Annotated in this window: 14 protein-coding genes; 5 read left to right on the top strand and 9 right to left on the bottom strand. The window is 62.1% G+C overall.

Features of this window, described 5'->3' with window-relative positions; genetic code table 11:
* Window positions 1–599: 599 nt before the first annotated feature.
* Both ACX3P0_RS20330 and ACX3P0_RS20335 read left to right on the top strand, forming a co-directional pair.
* Complete coding sequence (locus tag ACX3P0_RS20330; protein ID WP_459091339.1) at window positions 600–2,456, top strand: DUF4214 domain-containing protein; 1,857 nt, start codon at window positions 600–602, stop codon at window positions 2,454–2,456.
* 265 nt (window positions 2,457–2,721) lie between these two features.
* Entirely contained in the window at window positions 2,722–3,021 is a 300-nt protein-coding gene (locus ACX3P0_RS20335) for a hypothetical protein (RefSeq protein WP_459091341.1), read from the top strand.
* A 93-nt stretch (window positions 3,022–3,114) separates the two neighbouring features.
* On the opposite strand, the gene ACX3P0_RS20340 is transcribed toward ACX3P0_RS20335, so the two are convergent.
* Window positions 3,115–3,645, bottom strand: a complete 531-nt coding sequence (locus tag ACX3P0_RS20340; protein WP_459091342.1) for a DUF2380 domain-containing protein — start codon at window positions 3,643–3,645, stop codon at window positions 3,115–3,117.
* A gap of 221 nt (window positions 3,646–3,866) precedes the next feature.
* On the opposite strand from ACX3P0_RS20340, the gene ACX3P0_RS20345 reads away from it, so the two are divergent.
* Window positions 3,867–6,113 (top strand): transglycosylase domain-containing protein, encoded by a 2,247-nt coding sequence (locus ACX3P0_RS20345; protein WP_459091344.1) that lies wholly within the window; start codon window positions 3,867–3,869, stop codon window positions 6,111–6,113.
* Between the two features lie 114 nt (window positions 6,114–6,227).
* Here the strand turns inward: ACX3P0_RS20345 and ACX3P0_RS20350 are convergent, their stop codons facing one another.
* The 4 genes from ACX3P0_RS20350 to ACX3P0_RS20365 form a co-directional block, all read right to left on the bottom strand.
* Window positions 6,228–6,482: a GlsB/YeaQ/YmgE family stress response membrane protein gene (locus tag ACX3P0_RS20350; protein ID WP_459081272.1), complete on the bottom strand. Its 255-nt coding sequence runs from the start codon at window positions 6,480–6,482 to the stop codon at window positions 6,228–6,230.
* A 103-nt stretch (window positions 6,483–6,585) separates the two neighbouring features.
* Window positions 6,586–6,798 (bottom strand): hypothetical protein, encoded by a 213-nt coding sequence (locus ACX3P0_RS20355; protein ID WP_459081273.1) that lies wholly within the window; start codon window positions 6,796–6,798, stop codon window positions 6,586–6,588.
* An 82-nt stretch (window positions 6,799–6,880) separates the two neighbouring features.
* Window positions 6,881–7,501, bottom strand: coding sequence for a ribonuclease D (locus ACX3P0_RS20360; protein WP_459091346.1), 621 nt, complete (start codon window positions 7,499–7,501; stop codon window positions 6,881–6,883).
* A gap of 10 nt (window positions 7,502–7,511) precedes the next feature.
* Complete coding sequence (locus tag ACX3P0_RS20365; RefSeq protein WP_459091348.1) at window positions 7,512–8,897, bottom strand: M20/M25/M40 family metallo-hydrolase; 1,386 nt, start codon at window positions 8,895–8,897, stop codon at window positions 7,512–7,514.
* Window positions 8,898–9,280: 383 nt separating this feature from the next.
* Here ACX3P0_RS20365 and polA point away from each other — a divergent pair, with 383 nt between their 5' ends.
* Complete coding sequence (polA, locus tag ACX3P0_RS20370; RefSeq protein WP_459091350.1) at window positions 9,281–12,220, top strand: DNA polymerase I; 2,940 nt, start codon at window positions 9,281–9,283, stop codon at window positions 12,218–12,220.
* Window positions 12,221–12,247: 27 nt separating this feature from the next.
* On the opposite strand, the gene ACX3P0_RS20375 is transcribed toward polA, so the two are convergent.
* Window positions 12,248–13,111: a DMT family transporter gene (locus ACX3P0_RS20375; RefSeq protein WP_459091352.1), complete on the bottom strand. Its 864-nt coding sequence runs from the start codon at window positions 13,109–13,111 to the stop codon at window positions 12,248–12,250.
* Between the two features lie 86 nt (window positions 13,112–13,197).
* Between ACX3P0_RS20375 and ACX3P0_RS20380 the strand changes: the two genes are divergently transcribed.
* Window positions 13,198–14,628, top strand: a complete 1,431-nt coding sequence (locus tag ACX3P0_RS20380; protein ID WP_459091354.1) for an aminotransferase-like domain-containing protein — start codon at window positions 13,198–13,200, stop codon at window positions 14,626–14,628.
* A 16-nt stretch (window positions 14,629–14,644) separates the two neighbouring features.
* On the opposite strand, the gene ACX3P0_RS20385 is transcribed toward ACX3P0_RS20380, so the two are convergent.
* The 3 genes from ACX3P0_RS20385 to gndA form a co-directional block, all read right to left on the bottom strand.
* On the bottom strand, window positions 14,645–15,049 hold the full coding sequence (locus tag ACX3P0_RS20385) for a Fur family transcriptional regulator (protein WP_459091356.1): 405 nt from the start codon (window positions 15,047–15,049) through the stop codon (window positions 14,645–14,647).
* Between the two features lie 168 nt (window positions 15,050–15,217).
* The gene (mgrA, locus tag ACX3P0_RS20390; RefSeq protein WP_459091358.1) at window positions 15,218–16,264 is read right to left on the bottom strand and encodes an L-glyceraldehyde 3-phosphate reductase; all 1,047 of its coding nucleotides are present in this window, start codon (window positions 16,262–16,264) and stop codon (window positions 15,218–15,220) included.
* Window positions 16,265–16,310: 46 nt separating this feature from the next.
* Entirely contained in the window at window positions 16,311–17,738 is a 1,428-nt protein-coding gene (gene gndA, locus ACX3P0_RS20395) for an NADP-dependent phosphogluconate dehydrogenase (protein ID WP_459091360.1), read from the bottom strand.
* Between the last annotated feature and the right edge of the window lie 66 nt (window positions 17,739–17,804).

A 17,804-nucleotide genomic window follows, 5' to 3' on the forward strand; every position in this document is an offset into this window, starting at 1 on the left:
ACTCCAAAGCAGGCCTGTTAATGTTGATTAACGATCACCTACGACTTTAGTTCCACGAAAATGGCAAGAGAAAGGCCCACTGTCGCTTGGCGGCAGCGGGCCTCAGTTGTGCGGGCGTGGAGGGGACACACCCGGCGATCCAAAGGGGGGAAGGATCATCCGAACAACACCCTTCGCGCGGGAAGGTTCCATCGCCGATGCGATTTCCCGGCACCGACAGTCATGCACTGGCCGATAAGCACGTCGGCGTGATTGCCTGGAGCCGTGAGGCCAATCCGGATATCGGGGAGTACGGGCCGCGACCACGCTGTTCGGGTCCGGCGATGTGCCGGATATGGAATAACGGAAGCCAAGCGCAGTGCGGTGTATCAATTTTCCGCGCTGCATTTCCTGCTTGCAGCCTTTCTAATCTTTAAATAGAATTTTCAGGCTGGGGATCGAATTTTTCTTTTGATGGCGAGTATTCTCGCGGGGTCTTTAATTCCTTCGGTCTTCGGGTAGCTCACCGGTAGCGGTGGGTTAGAGATTATCATCTGCACGACGCTAGGCGACGGCCGGCGTTAACGTACACCGACCATTGGAACAAGGGATCCTCTACAATGGCAAGCACAGCAGAACTCATTGCCCAAGTATATATCGGCTTCTACGATCGCGCTCCGGACCCGGCTGGCCTGCAGTACTGGGTTGGTCGGGTCGAGGCAGGAGTCTCCATCCAGGATATCGGCGATTCCTTCGCTGCCTCGCCCGAAGCTTCCGATACCTATCCCTTTTTCACGTACCCGGACCTGCTGAGCCAGAACGATTTCCTGGAGCAGGTCTACCAGAATGTGTTCGGCCGCGCGATCGACGCCGATGGCCTGGCCTATTACAGCGCTCGCATGACGGCCGGCGAATCGGCAGGCAGCGTGGTTGCCTCGATCCTCGGCAACGCGGCCTCCAACGATGGCAGTCCTGACCAGGCATTCCTGCAGAACAAGGTCGATGCGGGCCTTCATTGGGCGCTTGAAGCGGCGGCGACGTTTGTCGACATCTATCAGGACAACGGTCGCCTGACGGACCAGGCCAGCGATTCGTCGCATGGCATCCTCGACGGCATCACCGCTGACCCGGCAACGGTCGAAGCCGCCAACACGGCGACGGATGCTTTCTTTGGCGGCGACAACCCTGGCGAGATTTTCACGCTCACTGCTGCTGGCTTCGCTGCAGATGGCGTCGATGTCGTTCATGGCACGGCTGGCGCCGATACAATTCGCGCATTTGCTGGTATTTTTGGTGGTTCGCTCGACAGCACGGACGTCATCGACGGTGGTGCCGGCAACGACGTGATGAACATCAGCGCTGGCGGCCTTGTCTCAGGTGCCGCTCCGGTTATCTCGAATGTCGAGACCATCAACAATGCTGCGGGCGGCACTCTGGACCTATCCAGCGTCACGGGCGTCAAGCAGATAAATTCCTCTGCCGATGCTACCTATTCCCATGCCTCGCTGGATACCATCTTTGGAATTTCGGGCGCCCCTCTTGGCACCGCTGTCCTGATTGGCATCGACGCAAGCCTTGCAGGAGCCAACGACACGCTTCATCTGGCTGTAGACGATGCTCCCATTGGAATTTTCCAGACGGTAGATGCTGCTTTAGCAGACACCTCGGCCGGCATTGAGCACATCACACTTGCAGCTAACGGGGATGCTGCGGCCATACCTTCGCCAGACATTGTCTTCCTCCCGTTTATCAATATTGAAAGCTTGACGGTAACCGGTGCAGGGGATGTCGCGATCCTCGCAGTTTCGACTGTTCTTGAGACATTTGACGCTTCGACAGCTACCGGTGACGTAGCTATCGATTTATCCACCTCAGCCGTTCTCGAAACGGCGACGACGGGCTCGGGAAACGATATCGTCGCGTTTGACGCTGAAAATGCCGTCATCAACACGGGTGCTGGCGATGATCTCGTTCAAATCGGCGCGAATTCTGATGGCGCTGTTGTAAACACCGGTGCTGGCGCCGATACCATTAACGCGACCGTCACAGGTGCTGGAGCCGATCTTACGATCAATGCCGGCGCTGGTGCTGACCTTATTGGTCTGGGTGCCGGCGATGAGAACCTCGTTTACACCGCACAGGCTGACTCGACCTATGTGAACTTCGACGCTGTTACTGATTTCGGCACAGCGGGTACGGACACGATCGATCTGTCGGCGTTCAATCTCACCGGCGAGACGGACACCGTCGCTGCAGGCACCACAACCGCCACGACGATCGCGCAGCTTGCTGGCGGTGTGCCCGGCTTCTTCAATGTGGGCGGTGACACGCTCGCGGTCGCGACGTTTACGGAGGCCGGCAACACCTACGTACTTGCCGACCTTAATAATGACGGCAACTTCAACGCCGCCAACGACCTCGTTATTCAGCTGGTGGGCGTTCCTGGCATTACCGCTGCGGACATCGTCTTCGCCTGATCACCCTACCACCTGAGAGCGATCCACCAATCGACCCGCTGGCTTCGGCTGGCGGGGTTTTTCTTTGACCCCACAACGGTGCAAAAGGCCCTCCGCCTCGATCGGGAGAAGACCGGCACCAGCCGGGTTGTCGAAAACAGATGCCCGACCGTGCGGAATTCGATGGCTCGGTTCATCCGAGAGACACGACACTCGGTCCTGCTTTCTCCTTAAGCTTGCCGCACTCGCCTGTTCTCCTGTTAACATCGTCGCAAAGGAGACAGCCATGAAATCCCTACTCGTCTTCACCCTTCTGGCCGTAACCGCATCGCCCGCTTTTGCCGGTAATTGCGTCTATCCCCAGCTTGAACCCATGCAGAAAGACGGGAAGACGCAGTACCGTTTCCTCGACAGTTGCGGCCATCCTTATGAAGTCGGCTACCGTCTCGAAGGAAGCACCCTGCATTTTCCCCGAGGCGGGCTGCACACCCTGCCAAAAGGCAGTGCGGCGGAAGCCGAGAAGGTTTTGCGCGAGACCTACGGCCTGGTCGGCAAACCCGACAGTCTCATCCGCACCAAGTGGTAGGCGAACCGGCCATCATTGCGTCGGCGTAAGTTTTGGGCACGCCGGCGCATCCATCCGGACAGGCGGGCGGCCATATTGCTGGCGGAGGGGCTATTATCCGGGCTGTCGAACGTCGGCGAAGCAGTACCTGACGATGTCTTCTGCGCTGAACTTGGCCGCCCGCCGCCACGCCTCGGCTGTATCGCCACGATACGTCAAAAGCCGGTCGCAAACCTGGCCGCTCTTTTCAAGGTCGAAAACAACGAATTTGGCCCAGCCGACCAGCGTGCTCATTTTGTGGAGGCCGCCCGTAACAAGGTATCTCGCATTCGCCGCCTTGGCCTGTCGCAGGAGCTGATCCACCCCAGGGTCGGCCAAGGAGCACCGCCCTGCCTCGCATGACAGCGCGACAGGATCGATGCCGCGGTCCTTTGCCATGGTTTCCCGCAACACGGATTCGAAGTCGTGCAATTGCGTCTCGTGCCGCGCTGTTTCGTCCTTAACTTCGCCTGAGGTATCCACGAAATCGAAATTCGCAACGACCACCTTGGCTGCGGCGCCATCCTTGGCGAAACTTCCGCCAGCACCGAAGCATAATGATATCAACGCCGCCATTGCAGCCTTGGAAATTGCCGAGCTAATCATCGTACCCTCCGATTAGGATCGTGCCCTCCTCGAGAATAGCGCAGGCTATCATAGCACGGCTCACAGGACACCCCCGCCTGAAGGGCCGTGAACGAAGCGGTAGCGGCTCGATCTCAAGTGGCTGATTTTCCAGCACATTGAAATCCCTCGCCTTAACGCACCCTTAAATCGCCGCATCTACTGTCCAATGGGGACGCGCACGGGGACTTGAAGCGCAGGGCATGGCAGACCGCAGAGACAGACGCATCGAGCCCCGTTTCGAGGAATCGTCGAAACAAAGGGCGTCGAACGGCTTTTCGGTGAGCGAGGAGGACCGCGTCGTGCCAAGCAATCGCAAGGCTTCGTCGAAAAGCAAATCCGCACGGTCAAGATCTTCGCGGCGCGGTCGAGCCAAAGGCCGGCGCGGATTGTTCGGCGTTTTTAGCCGATTGCTTTACTGGTGCTTCGTCCTTGCCATATGGGGCGGCATCGCCGCCGCCGGCATCGTCGTTTATTACGGCGCGAAGATGCCGGCCGCGACGACCTGGGCCATCCCGGACCGGGCGCCGAACATCAAGATCGTTTCCGCCGACGGGCAACTGGTTGCCAACCGCGGCATGAGCGGCGGCGAGGCCGTCGGCCTGCACGAAATGTCGCCCTATATCCCCGAAGCCGTCATCGCCATCGAGGACCGCCGCTTCTACTCGCATTTCGGCGTCGACCCGATCGGCCTGGCGCGGGCCATGGTGACCAACGTCCTCGGCGGCCGCCTCAGCCAGGGCGGGTCGACGCTGACCCAGCAATTGGCAAAGAACCTGTTCCTGAAGCCCGACCGCACGCTGGAGCGCAAGGTTCAGGAGGTGCTGCTGGCGTTCTGGCTGGAACACAAGCACACCAAGGACCAGATCCTGCAGATGTACCTCAACCGGGTCTATTTCGGATCCGGCTCCTATGGCGTCGAAGCCGCCTCGCGCCGCTATTTCGGCAAGTCCGCTCACGACGTGACGCTGGCGGAAGCAGCCCTGCTTGCCGGCCTGCTCAAGGCGCCGTCGCGGCTGTCTCCCGCGCGCGATCCCAAAGCCGCCGAAGAACGGGCGCAACTCGTCCTGGCCGCCATGCGCGACGAAGGCATGATCGGGGCCAAGCAGCAGTCCGGCGCCATGAGCGCACCGGCCACGCGCGCGCCCTCCTACTGGACCGGCTCCGAAAATTACGTCGCCGACACCGTCATGGAGGAACTGCCAGACCTGATCGGCGATGTGCAGGGCGATATCGTCGTCGACACCACCGTCGACCTTACCTTGCAGAAGCTGGCCGAAAAATCGATCCGGCGGCTGATCGACGAAAACGGCAAGAAGCTCGACGTCACCCAAGGCGCGCTCGTCTCGATCGACGGTTCCGGCGCGGTACGCGCCATGGTCGGCGGCTATGATTATTCCACCAGCCAGTTCGACCGCGCATCCGAAGCGCGCCGGCAGCCGGGTTCCGCGTTCAAGCCTTTTGTCTATATGGCGGCGCTTGAAGCCGGCCGCACGCCCGACAGCGTGCGCAACGACGCGCCGATCAAGATCGGCAAGTGGTCGCCGGACAATTATGGCGGCAAGTATTACGGCAAGGTCACGCTGGCCACGGCGCTGGCCAAGTCCCTGAACTCGGTCGCAGCCCAACTGACCATGGAAGTCGGTCCCAAGGCCGTGGTCGAGGCCGCGCACCGCATGGGCATCCAGTCCGATGTCAAGGCCAACACCTCGATCGCGCTCGGCACCTCGGAAGTGACGCCGCTCGAACTCACGGCCGCCTATGTGCCCTTCGCCAATGGCGGCTTTCGCCCGGACATCCACTTCATCCGCAAGGTGACCGACGCCAGCGGCAAGGTGCTCTACCAGCACAAGGCAGCGAACGCGCCGCGGGTGGTCAAGCCGGAAGTCGTCGGCATGATGAACGCCATGATGGCCGACACCGTCGAGACCGGCACCGGGAAGAAAGCGGCCTTCGCATGGCCCTCGGCCGGCAAGACCGGCACCAGCCAGAATTCGCGCGACGCATGGTTCATCGGCTACACCGCCAATCTCACGACCGGGGTCTGGTTCGGCAATGACGACGGCACGCCCATGAAAAGGGTCACGGGCGGCGCGCTGCCGGCATTGGCATGGCATGAATTCATGGTCGCGGCCCATGAAGGCGTGAAGATCGCGCCGCTGCCCGGCACCTGGAAATCCACGCCCATGGCAAATATCGCGCGGGATGAAGCGCCCTCGCCCGTTGTACCGGCGCAGAAGCCTGCCCCGCCCGCCCCGGTCGGCCGGGCCGTTGCAGCCTCGCCCGTGCCGGCGCGCGCCGTACAACCGACGCAGGCGCAAGGCAAGGTTGCGATGCCGGTCGAAGACAGCCCGACCGCGTCGATCAAGCGCCCGGTGCCGCCCGGCGATGTCGGCGGGCCGCTGAAAAAGCGAGAGACATCCATCCTGGACATTCTGAGCGGCGGCTAAAGCGGCGCCCGGGGGCGGAATTCCACCCACCCACCAGACTTCAGTCGAAACAAAACGCCGCGCGTCTCATCGAACGCGCGGCGTTTTGAAGTTCAGCCTTTGTCGAAGGCTTGGCTACGCTCGCTTTACGAGCCGGATGATCAACAGCAGGATCACCGCGCCGATAACGGCATGGATGATGGCGGCCAGCATGCCGCCGCCAAAGGCAAGGCCCACGCGAGGCAGCAACCAGCCGGCGATAAGAGCGCCGACAATGCCGACGACGATGTTGCCGATCAGGCCGAAACCGAAACCCTGGACGATAAGCCCGGCCAGCCAGCCGGCGATTGCACCGATGATGAGGAAGACGAGCAGACTTTCAATACCCATGGCAGTTCCCTCCAAAGAAAGACGGGATCGGGAGCGACGCTCCGAATCGGGTCAAGTTGCGTTAAAAGAATATGGCAAAGCGGACTTGCCCGCCAGATAGGGATTATTCGTCGTCGTCATCGCCCGATGAAGCCGGCCGCCAGCTTGTCGGCTCGATTTTCTTTTGCGTATGGCCGTCTGTATAGGCCCACCATGCGCCATCTTCCTTGTCCCAGCGGGCGATGGATTCATTCGCCACGCCATCGCCGTCGGTCCAGTGGACCGTGACCCGCGAGCCGTCCTTGGGTGCGGTGGAAATCGGTTGTCTGGCTGTCATTTTTTCTCCCCTCCCTACGTTCCGATGAACACATGAACGCCGCTTTGCCGTCAGAGTTCCCCGCTTTAGGCCTGGTGACGAATTAGCTGTGGGCGAAAATATCGGCTTCCGACCAACCCATCAGGTCGAGCTTGGCGCGCGTCGGCAGAAAACGGAAACAGGCGTCGGCTTCCTTTTCGCGGTTTTCGCGGGCAAGCCGTCCGGCCAGTTCGTCGCGTAGTCGATGTAGGTAGAGCACGTCGGAAGCGGCATATTCGAGTTGCTCCGGCGACAATGTTTCCGCCGCCCAGTCCGAGGATTGCTGCTGCTTGGAAAGGCTGACGCCCAACAATTCGTTGCAGAGGTCCTTCAGGCCATGGCGATCGGTATAGGTACGTGTCAGCCGCGAGGCGATCTTGGTGCAGAACACCGGTTCGGCCATGACGCCGAAGGCGTGATAGAGCACGGCAATATCGAAGCGCCCGAAATGGAACAGCTTGGTCACCTTGCGATTCCGAAGCAGACTGACCAGGTTCGGCGCCCGCTTCTGGCCCTGCTCGATTTGGATCACGTCGGCCGAGCCGTCGCCGGGCGAAATCTGCACCACGCATAGCCGGTCGCGATGCGGATTGAGCCCCAGCGTCTCGGTATCGATGGCAACCGCATCGACATCATAATGCGACAGGTCAGGCAGGTCGTTCTTGTGGAAGCGGATATTCGTCATCAGAAAACTTTCAGCGGGTCAGAGCGTCGAGGATGCGCGCCCAGGAGCGCTGTCCCTTGTGGAAAGAAGAAAGCTCGTATTTTTCGTTGGGCGAATGAATGCGGTCGTCGGAAAGGCCGAACCCGACCAGAAGCGACTCCATGCCGAGATAGGTCTGGAAATCGCCGACAATCGGGATCGAGCCGCCCATGGCGATCATGACCGCCGGCTTCGGCCATTCGTCCGACAAAGCCTGCTTGGCCTTGGTCAGGAAGGGTGAATCGTAGGAAAGCTGGATCGCCGGCGAGCCGCCATGCTCATGGAATTCGACCGAGCAGTCGGCCGGCAACCGCTCCTCGACAAATTTGCGGAAGGCGGCGCGGATTTTGCCGGGGTCCTGCTTGTGGACGAGGCGAAAGGAAACCTTGGCCGATGCCTGCGCCGCGATCACGGTCTTGAAACCCTTGCCGGTATAGCCGCCGATGATGCCGTTGAACTCCGCCGTCGGCCGCGCCCAGACCAGTTCCAGGATCGACCGCCCCTTTTCGCCCGAGGGAACCGAAAGGCCGATCGGCCCAAGAAAATCCTGCGCCGTCTCGCCGAGCGTCTCCCAGGATTTCAGCACCTGCGACGGCGTTTCCTCGACCCCGTCATAAAAGCCGGGAAGGGTGACGCGGCCATCCACATCGTGAATGTCGGCGAGGATTTTCGCCAGGATGCGGATCGGGTTGGCGGCAGCGCCGCCGAACTCGCCCGAATGCAGGTCGCGGTTGGCGGCCTGGATGGTGATCTCCTCACCCACCAGCCCGCGCAGCGCCGTCGCGATGGCGGGCGTATCACGGTCCCACATGCCGGTGTCGCAGACCAGCGCGAAATCGGCCTTCAGTTCCTCCGCATTGGCGGCGAGGAACGGCTTCAGCGATGGCGAACCGGATTCCTCCTCGCCTTCGAACAGGATGGTGATTTCGCAGGGCAAGCCGCCATGCACCTGTTTCCAGGCGCGGCAGGCTTCGACGAAGGTCATCAACTGGCCCTTGTCGTCGGCCGAACCGCGTCCAGTGATGACCTTGTGGCCGGGTGCGATTTCCTTGATCGAAGGGGCGAACGGGTCGTTGTCCCACAGTTCGACCGGATCGACCGGCTGCACGTCATAGTGGCCGTAAAACAGCACGTGCGGCGCACCAGCAGGGCCGGCGTGGTGAGCCACCACCATCGGGTGGCCGGGCGTATCGCGCACACTGGCGGTAAAGCCGATGGTCTTCAAATCCGCGACCAGCCACTCGGCCGCCTTGCGGCAGTCGGCGGCATAGGCCGGATCGGTGGAGATCGACTTCAGCTTGAGCAGGGTAAACAACCGATCGAGGCTTTGATCGAGATTGTGGTCGAGACGGTCGAGAACGGGAGCAACAGAAGACATTCTTTGAGGGCCTTTCGATTCTGCGGGCACCCTAGAGCCACACGGCGAAAACGAAAAGCCCGCAGGCATGGACCAGCCCGGCAAAAAAATGCCGCCGTGGCGGAGGGGGAACCACGGCGGCACATTAAACGGTGCGGCAGCCCGGAGAGGGGGATAGGCTGCCGCAATGTCCGGTATAGGCGGGGGACGGGCCTTGCTCCGGACTCGGCGATAATTGCCGATGCCTTGTATTTGTGATCCGGAAGGTGGCGATTCAAGGGCACGAAAATTACAAGTTCGTAACATACGTGTTACCGGCCGGCTTGTCAGGATTTTGCCGGAACCGTCGCTTGCAAACGCCTTTGGCATGGACCGCGAAGCCGTGCCGCGCTATCCCTTCGCCCATGAAAAAAGGCGATCATCTCTTCCTTGTCGACGGCTCCGGCTACATCTTCCGCGCCTATCACGCATTGCCGCCGCTGACGCGCAAGTCCGACGGGCTGCCAGTCGGCGCTGTCGCCGGCTTCTGCAATATGCTGTGGAAGCTGATGGTGGATGCCCGCAACACCGACGCCGGCGTTGTGCCGACGCATTTCGCCGTCATTTTCGACTATTCGTCCAAGACCTTCCGCAACCAGCTCTATCCTGAATACAAGGCCAACCGGTTAGCCCCTCCAGAGGATTTGATCCCGCAATTCGGGCTGATCCGCGAGGCGACGCGCGCCTTCAACCTGCCCTGCATCGAAATGGAAGGGTTTGAGGCCGACGACCTCATCGCCACCTATGCACGGCTAGCCTGCGAGGCCGGCGGCGATACCACCATCATTTCGTCCGACAAGGATCTGATGCAACTGGTCGGCCCGACCGTCGGCATGTACGACCCGATGAAGGACCGCCAGATCGGCGTTGCGGAAGTCATCGAGAAATGGGGCGTACCGCCCGAAAAGATGATCGACCTGCAGGCGCTGACAGGCGATTCCGTCGACAACGTGCCGGGCGTGCCGGGCATCGGCCCCAAGACGGCGGCCCTCCTGCTCGAACAGTTCGGCGATTTGGACCAGCTTCTGGCGCGTGCCGGCGAAATCAAGCAGGAAAAGCGCCGCCAGTCGATCATCGACAATGCCGACAAGGCCCGCATCTCGCGCGAACTGGTGACGCTGAAGATCGACGTGCCGGTTGCTGACGGGCTGGAAGGTTTCATGCTGCATGAGCCGGATGGCCCGAAACTGATCGCTTTTCTCAAGACGATGGAATTTTCCACGCTGACGCGCCGGGTGGCCGAAGCAACCGGCACCGCCGCCGGCGAGATCGAAGCCGCCAAGATTGCCGTGGAGCGGGCCGACACGGCGCATGGGCCGGATGTGGGCAGCGGTCAGCCCTCCCTCTTTTCTTCAAGCGACGAAGCCGGCCAGCCGACACCAGCGGCCGGGTCCGGGGAAGGCAGGACGCCATCGCTGCTTTCCGCGCTACGCGCCGAATCCGCTGTCGCCAGCAAGTTCGACACCAGCGCCTATGTCACGATCCGCGACCTGCCGACGCTGCAGGCCTGGCTTGCCGAGGCCCTGGAGGCCGGCATCGTCGCGCTCGATACCCTGACCACGACCCAGGACCCGATGCAGGCCGAATTGTGCGGTTTCGCGCTGGCTGTCCGGCCCGGCCGTGCCGCCTATGTGCCGCTGACGCACCAATCGGGCGCCGGCGATCTGCTCGGCGGCGGGCTGGTGGAGAACCAGATTCCCGTCCGCGAGGCGCTGGCCGCGATCAAGCCGCTGCTCACCGACGCTTCGGTGCTCAAAATCCTGCAGAACGCCAAGTTCGACATGACGGTCCTGCAGCGGCACGGGCTCGACATAGCGCCGTATGACGACACCATGCTGATCTCCTATGTGCTCGACGCGGGCACCAACGCCCATAATCTGGAATCGCTGTCGGAAAAATGGTTCGGCCATGCAGCCATGGCCTTCAAGGAAGTCGTCGGCACCGGCAAGAGCGCCGTCCCGTTCGACCATGTCGCGCTGGAGCGCGCCACCGCCTATGCCGGCGAGGAAGCCGACATCGCCCTGCGGCTGTGGCATGTGTTGAAGCCGCGCCTTGCCGCCAAGGGTCTGGTTTCCGTTTACGAGCGGCTGGAGCGGCCGTTAGTGCGCACGCTGGCCGCCATGGAGCAGCGCGGCATCTCCATCGACCGGCAGATCCTGTCGCGGCTGTCGGGCGAACTCGCGCAGCGCGCGGCGGGTCTTGAAGACGAGGTCTATCAACTCGCCGGCGAGACATTCACGATCGGCTCGCCCAAGCAGTTGGGCGACATATTGTTCGGGCGCATGGGCCTGCCCGGCGGCTCGAAGACCAAGACCGGTCAATGGTCGACAACCGCGCAAGTACTCGAAGAACTGGCCGCCGAGGGCTATGAGCTGCCGCGCAAGATCGTCGACTGGCGTCAGTTGACCAAGCTGAAATCGACCTACACCGACGCCCTGCCCGGCTATGTGAACCCCGAGACGAAACGCGTCCACACCTCCTATGCGCTGGCGGCGACCTCGACGGGCCGGCTTTCCTCGGTCGAACCGAACCTGCAGAACATTCCGGTCCGCACCGCCGAGGGCCGCAAGATCCGCACCGCCTTCATCGCCGACAAGGGCAATGTGCTGATTTCGGCGGATTACAGCCAGATCGAACTGCGCATCCTGGCACATATGGCCGAAATCCCGCAGCTCGTTCAGGCGTTCTCCGACGGCGTCGACATCCACGCCATGACCGCCTCGGAAATGTTCGGCGTACCGGTCGAAGGCATGCCTTCCGACGTGCGCCGGCGCGCCAAAGCCATCAATTTCGGCATCATCTACGGCATATCCGCCTTCGGGCTGGCCAACCAGCTTTCCATCGCCCGCGAGGAAGCCGGCGACTACATCAAGCGCTATTTTGAGCGTTTTCCGGGCATTCGCGACTATATGGAGGCGACCAAGGCGTTCGCGCGCGAAAACGGCTATGTCGAGACCATCTTCGGGCGCCGCGCCCACTATCCCGAAATCCGCGCCTCCAACCCCTCGATCCGCGCCAACAACGAGCGCGCCGCCATCAACGCGCCGATCCAGGGCTCGGCCGCCGACATCATCCGCCGCGCCATGGTGCGCATGGACGGCGCGCTGGCCAAGGCCGGCCTGTCGGCGCGCATGCTGTTGCAGGTGCACGACGAACTGATCTTCGAGACGCCGCAAGCGGAAGCCGAAGTGACCATGCCGGTGGTGAAGACGGTGATGGAAAACGCCGCCATGCCGGCGGTCGCGCTACGCGTGCCGCTGCAAGTCGACGCCCGCGCCGCCGCCAACTGGGACGAGGCGCACTGACAGCGTGGTTCGAGGGTTAGCCCCGGTTCAACTGGCGAATTTGCGCGCGCCGACCACGCACAGGATGACCGCAACGGTCACCGCCAGCATCGCCCCGGTTACCGGCTCATGCAGCAGGGTCGCGGCCAGCGCCAGGCCGAAGAACGGTTGCAGAAGCTGCAACTGGCCAACGGCAGCGATGCCTCCTTGCGCCAGGCCGCGATACCAGAACACGAAACCGATCAACATGCTGAACAGCGAGACATAGGCCAGGCCGAGCCAGGCAGGCGTCTCGATGCCGGAAAACGTCGAGGGAACGAGAACCATCGCCAGCACGGCCATGATCGGCAACGATATCACCAGTGCCCAGGAAATGACCTGCCAGCCTCCCAGCCGACGCGAAAGCCTTGCGCCCTCCGCGTAACCCAGCCCACAGACGATGACGGCCGCCAACATCAGCGTATCGCCGATGGGCGAGGCCGCGAGCCCCTGCGTCAGGGCAAAACCCGCCACCAGCGCGCTGCCCAGCACCGAAAACAACCAGAATGCCGGCTTCGGCCGCTCGCCACCGCGAATAACCCCGAAAATAGCCGTCGCCAGCGGCAAAAGGCCGATAAAAACGATCGAGTGTGCCGATGTCACATGCTGAAGCGCCAGCGCGCTCAACAGGGGAAAGCCGACCACGACTCCCAATGCGACGACGATCAGCGATAGCATGTCGCCACGCGACGGGCGTTTCTCCTTGAACACCAGCAGCAGGCAAAGAGCCAGCACGCCGGCAATCGCCGCACGGGCGACGGTCAGGAAGACGGGATCGATCTGCATCACCGCCACGCGCGTGGCGGGCAGCGACCCGCTGAAGATCACGACGCCGATGAGACCGTTGGTCCACCCGCTTTTAATCCGGTCCATGGCACGCTCCTTCAATTGCGCCGCTCTTATCCATGGCGGCCGCTGGTGTTACCAGTGACAGTCCGGTACACTTTCGCCAAACTGTAATGGTGCAAGGTGCAGTACAGATGGATGAGCAGGCGGCTGGAACCAGTCGGGTGGCCATGGTCATGGCCGCGATCCGGCAGCGCACCGCCGCCCGCAGCCTGACCCAAGGCGCGAAACTGCCGTCGATCCGGCGATTGGCCGTCATGTTGAACGTGTCGACCTCGACGGTGGTGGAGGCCTATGAGCGGCTGGCCGCCGAAGGCGTCATCCATTCCCGGCCCGGCTCCGGCTTTTATGTCGCCGGCCTGACGGCTCCCCTGTCCCTTTCGGAAATCGGCCCGAAGCTGGACCGGGTCATCGATCCTTTCTGGATTTCGAGGCAATCGCTGGAGACAAGCGACAGCACCATGAAACCCGGTTGCGGGTGGCTGCCGACATCGTGGTTGCCCGAAGCGGGCATCAGGAAGGCGCTGCGGTCGCTGTCGCGGGCGGACGTTCCCGCACTGGGTGACTACGGCTCTCCCTTGGGTCTCCCGCCGCTGCGTCAGCTCATCGCCCGCCGGATGGCGGAGAAAGGCATGGAGTGCTCGCCGGACCAGATCATGCTGACCGAGTCCGGTACCCAGGCGATGGACCTGCTTTGCCGGATGTTGCTCGAACCCGGCGACACGGTGCTGGTGGACGATCCTTGCTATTTCAATTTCCAGGCGCTTTTGCGCGCACACCGCGCCAAGATCGTCAGCGTGTCCTACACCCCCGCCGGTCCGGACATCGACCAGTTCGCCGCCGTCCTTTCCGAACACAGGCCGCGGCTCTATTTGACCAATTCGGCCATCCACAATCCGACCGGTGCGATCCTGTCTCCGGTCGTTGCCCACAGGGTGCTCAAGCTTGCCGACCAGTTCGCGCTGACCATCATCGAGGACGACATATTCGCCGATTTCGAGCACAGCCCGGCCCCGCGCCTGGCGGCGTTCGACGGGCTGGATCGCGTCATTCACATCGGCAGTTTCTCAAAAACGCTGTCCGCTTCGGTTCGTTGCGGCTTCGTGGCAGCTAGGCCCGAATGGATCGAAAGCCTGATCGATCTCAAGATCGCAACGTCGTTCGGCGGCGGGCGGCTTGCCGCCGAACTGATCCTGAAGACCCTGAGCGACGGCGGCTATCGCAAGCATCTGGAGGGCCTGCGCAGCCGTCTCGCGCGCGCCATGTTCGACGTCTCGGCAAAACTGAGAACGCTCGGAATAGCGCCCTGGATCGAGCCGCAAGCCGGCATGTTCCTATGGTGCAGCCTGCCGGGTGGCGTCGATGCCGCAGACATCGCCCGCGCGGCACTCCAGCAAAAAATCGTGCTGGCGCCGGGCAATGCCTTCAGCCCCTCACAATCGGCCACGAACTATATGCGGTTCAATGTCTCGCAAATGCTGGATGACCAGTCGTTCCAGGTGCTGCGAGAGGTACTGGTGCAGGAATCCGGGCGGCGTCCGTAGCTGGCCGAGCCGCCGCTTACGCCGCCTCGACCTGGCACTTCGCGCAGGTGCCGCGAAACTCGATGACGGCTTTCTTGGCGGAAAAACCCGTCGAGTGCATCCACTCATCCAGATGGTGGCCGACGTCGGGATCGGAAAATTCGGTCACCTGGCCGCATATGTCGCAGATGGCGAAGGCGGTCATCGAATGGCTGTGGTCGTGCGGCTCGACACAGGCGACGAAGGAGTTCAGGCTTTCCAGCCGATGCACGAGCCCCGACTTCACCAGCGTATCGAGCGCCCGGTAGACCTGAAGCGGCGCGCGAAACCCCTGCTCGCGCAACTGGTCGAGCAAGGTATAGGCGCTGAGCGGCGCGCCGGCGGCTTCAAGCTTTTCCAGCACGCATGTCTGATTTTTCGTCAGCGCATTCCTTGCCGCCATGATCCCTGCCTTCGATCTTGATCATCGCCCGTTTTTCCGGGCCCCCATGAAATAGCGATGAACGTCCCCTTTTGCTACCGTGCCGGCGCAGTTCCCCGCCTGCCCTCTTGATTGCCGCCACGTAAAAGGTATCAAATCCTCTCTGGCACGGCGGCCGGACGGTGGCCCCTACTTCCGCACCGGTCCTTTCAATTCGGCGGAAGCCGCCCAGAGATTGATACCGCTGTCGTGGGCATATGTGTCGATCTCGGCCAGATCGGCATCGCTGAAGTCAAGGTTCTTCAATGCTCCGACGCAGTCTTCCACCTGCTCCGGCCGGCTCGCCCCGATCAGCGCCGAGGTTACACGGCCCTTGCGCAGCACCCAGGCCAGCGCCATCTGCGCCAGGCTCTGGCCGCGCCGCCCGGCGATGGCGTTCAACGCCTTGATGTTGGTGAGCGCCTGCTCGCTGATGAAGGACTGACGCAGCGACTTGCCCTGCGCGGCACGGCTGTCTTCCGGGATGCCGTGCAGATATTTGGTCGTCAGCATGCCTTGCGCCAGCGGCGAGAACACGATGGAACCGGCGCCAAGCCCTTCCAGCGTATCGAGCAGGCCGTCCTCCTCGACCCAGCGATTGAGCATGGAATAGCTCGGCTGGTGGATCAGGCACGGCGTGCCAAGCCGCTTGAGAATGGCTGCGGCCTCACGGGTACGCTGTGAATTATAGGACGAGATGCCGGCATAAAGCGCCTTGCCTGAACGTACGGCCTGGTCGAGCGCGCCCATCGTTTCCTCCAGCGGCGTCTCGGGATCGAAGCGATGCGAATAAAAAATGTCGACATAGTCGAGGCCCATCCGCTTCAGGCTCTGGTCGAGGCTCGCAAGCAGATATTTGCGGCTGCCCCATTCACCGTAAGGCCCCTTCCACATATCGTAGCCGGCCTTGCTCGAAATGATCAGTTCGTCGCGATGATTGGCGAAGTCCGTGCGCAATATTTCGCCGAACGCCGTTTCGGCCGATCCGGGCGGCGGACCGTAATTATTGGCGAGATCGAAATGCGTGATGCCGAGATCGAAGGCCTTTCGCGCAATCGCCCGTTTCTTTTCGTGCGGCGTGTCACCGCCGAAATTGTGCCATAGGCCAAGCGAGATCGCCGGCAGCTTGAGGCCGGAGTGGCCGCAGCGATTGTAGATCATGGTGTCGTAGCGATTTTCCGCAGGGGTATAGGCCATTTTCTTTCCTTATTGAATGAACGGGACGGTGCTGGCTCTGGCAGGCTCAGCCTTGTGCGCCGCCCCATGGGCCATGGAACGCGCCCGCCCCGTCAATGCGCTCGAAGCCGTGCGCGCCGAAATAGTCGCGCTGCGCCTGGATCAGGTTGGAGGTGCCGCGCCCCTGGCGATAGGCGTCGAAATAGGCGAGCGCCGAGGAAAGCGCCGGCACCGGCAGGCCGGCTTCCGCCGCCCGCGCAACGATGCGCCGCAGCGAAGGATGCGCTTCCTTCATCATGTCGACGAAGGCCGGAGCCATCAAAAGGTTGACCTCGGCGCCACCCTTGCCAAAAGCCTCGGCCATCGTATCCAGCATCTGCGAGCGGATGATGCAGCCGGCCCGCCAGATCCTGGCGATGGTCGGCATCGGCAGGTTCCAGCCGAACGCTTTCGATGCGCCGCTCATCACCGCAAAACCCTGCGCGTAGGCCGCGATCTTGCCGGCAAACAGCGCCAGTTCAAGATCCTTGAGCAAATCGTCTTTCGATCCGGAAATCCGGCTCACCTCAAGCTTGCCATAAGCCTTTTCGGCGGCCTCGCGTTCGTCCTTCAGCGACGACAGCACGCGCGCCGCGACAGCCGCCTCGATGGCGGTCGCTGGAATGCCCAGTTGCTGCGCCTCGATCACCGACCACTTGCCGGTGCCCTTCTGGCCGGCCCGGTCGAGAATAATGTCGACCACCGGCTTGCCGGTCTTCGGATCGTCGGCTTCGAGCGCCTTGGCGGTGATCTCGATCAGGTAGGAATCCAGCCGCCCCTTGTTCCAGCCGGCAAACACCGGCGCGATTTCCTTTGGCCCCATGCCAAGCCCGTCGCGCAGCACGCCGTAAATCTCGGCGATCATCTGCATGTCGGCATATTCGATGCCGTTATGGATGGTTTTCACGAAATGCCCGGCACCGTCGGTGCCTAGCCAGGCAGCGCATGGCTCGCCCTTGAACTTGGCGGAAATGGCGGTGATGACCTTCTCGACGCGCTTCCACGAAGCTTCCGTGCCGCCGACCATGATCGACGGGCCGTGGCGCGCGCCCTCCTCGCCGCCAGACACGCCCATGCCGATGAAGGTCAGGCCGGAGCCTTCCAGTTCCTTGAAGCGCCGCATCGTGTCGCGAAAATTGGCGTTGCCCGCGTCGATGATAATATCGTTGGCGGCAAGTTCACCGCGCAACGCGGCAATCTGCTCGTCCACCGGCTGACCGGCCAGCACCATGATGATGACCGGGCGCGGCGGTCGGATGGCATCGGCCAGTTCGGAAAGGCTCTTGCACGGCACCACCATGCTTCGCAGCGCGCCGGCGTTCTCGACAAAGGCGTCGGTCTTGGCCGCGGTGCGGTTGAAAACGGCGATGCGGTGCCCTTTTTCGGCGATGTTGAGCGCCAGGTTGGAACCCATCGTGCCAAGCCCGATCAGGCCGATTTCGGCTTTTTCCGTCATGTCATTCCTGCCTGTGATTGCTCGTTCTTCGCCGCTGAATGCCATGATCGACCCTGCGCACCGGCT

Source organism: Mesorhizobium sp. A556, from assembly GCF_054489545.1.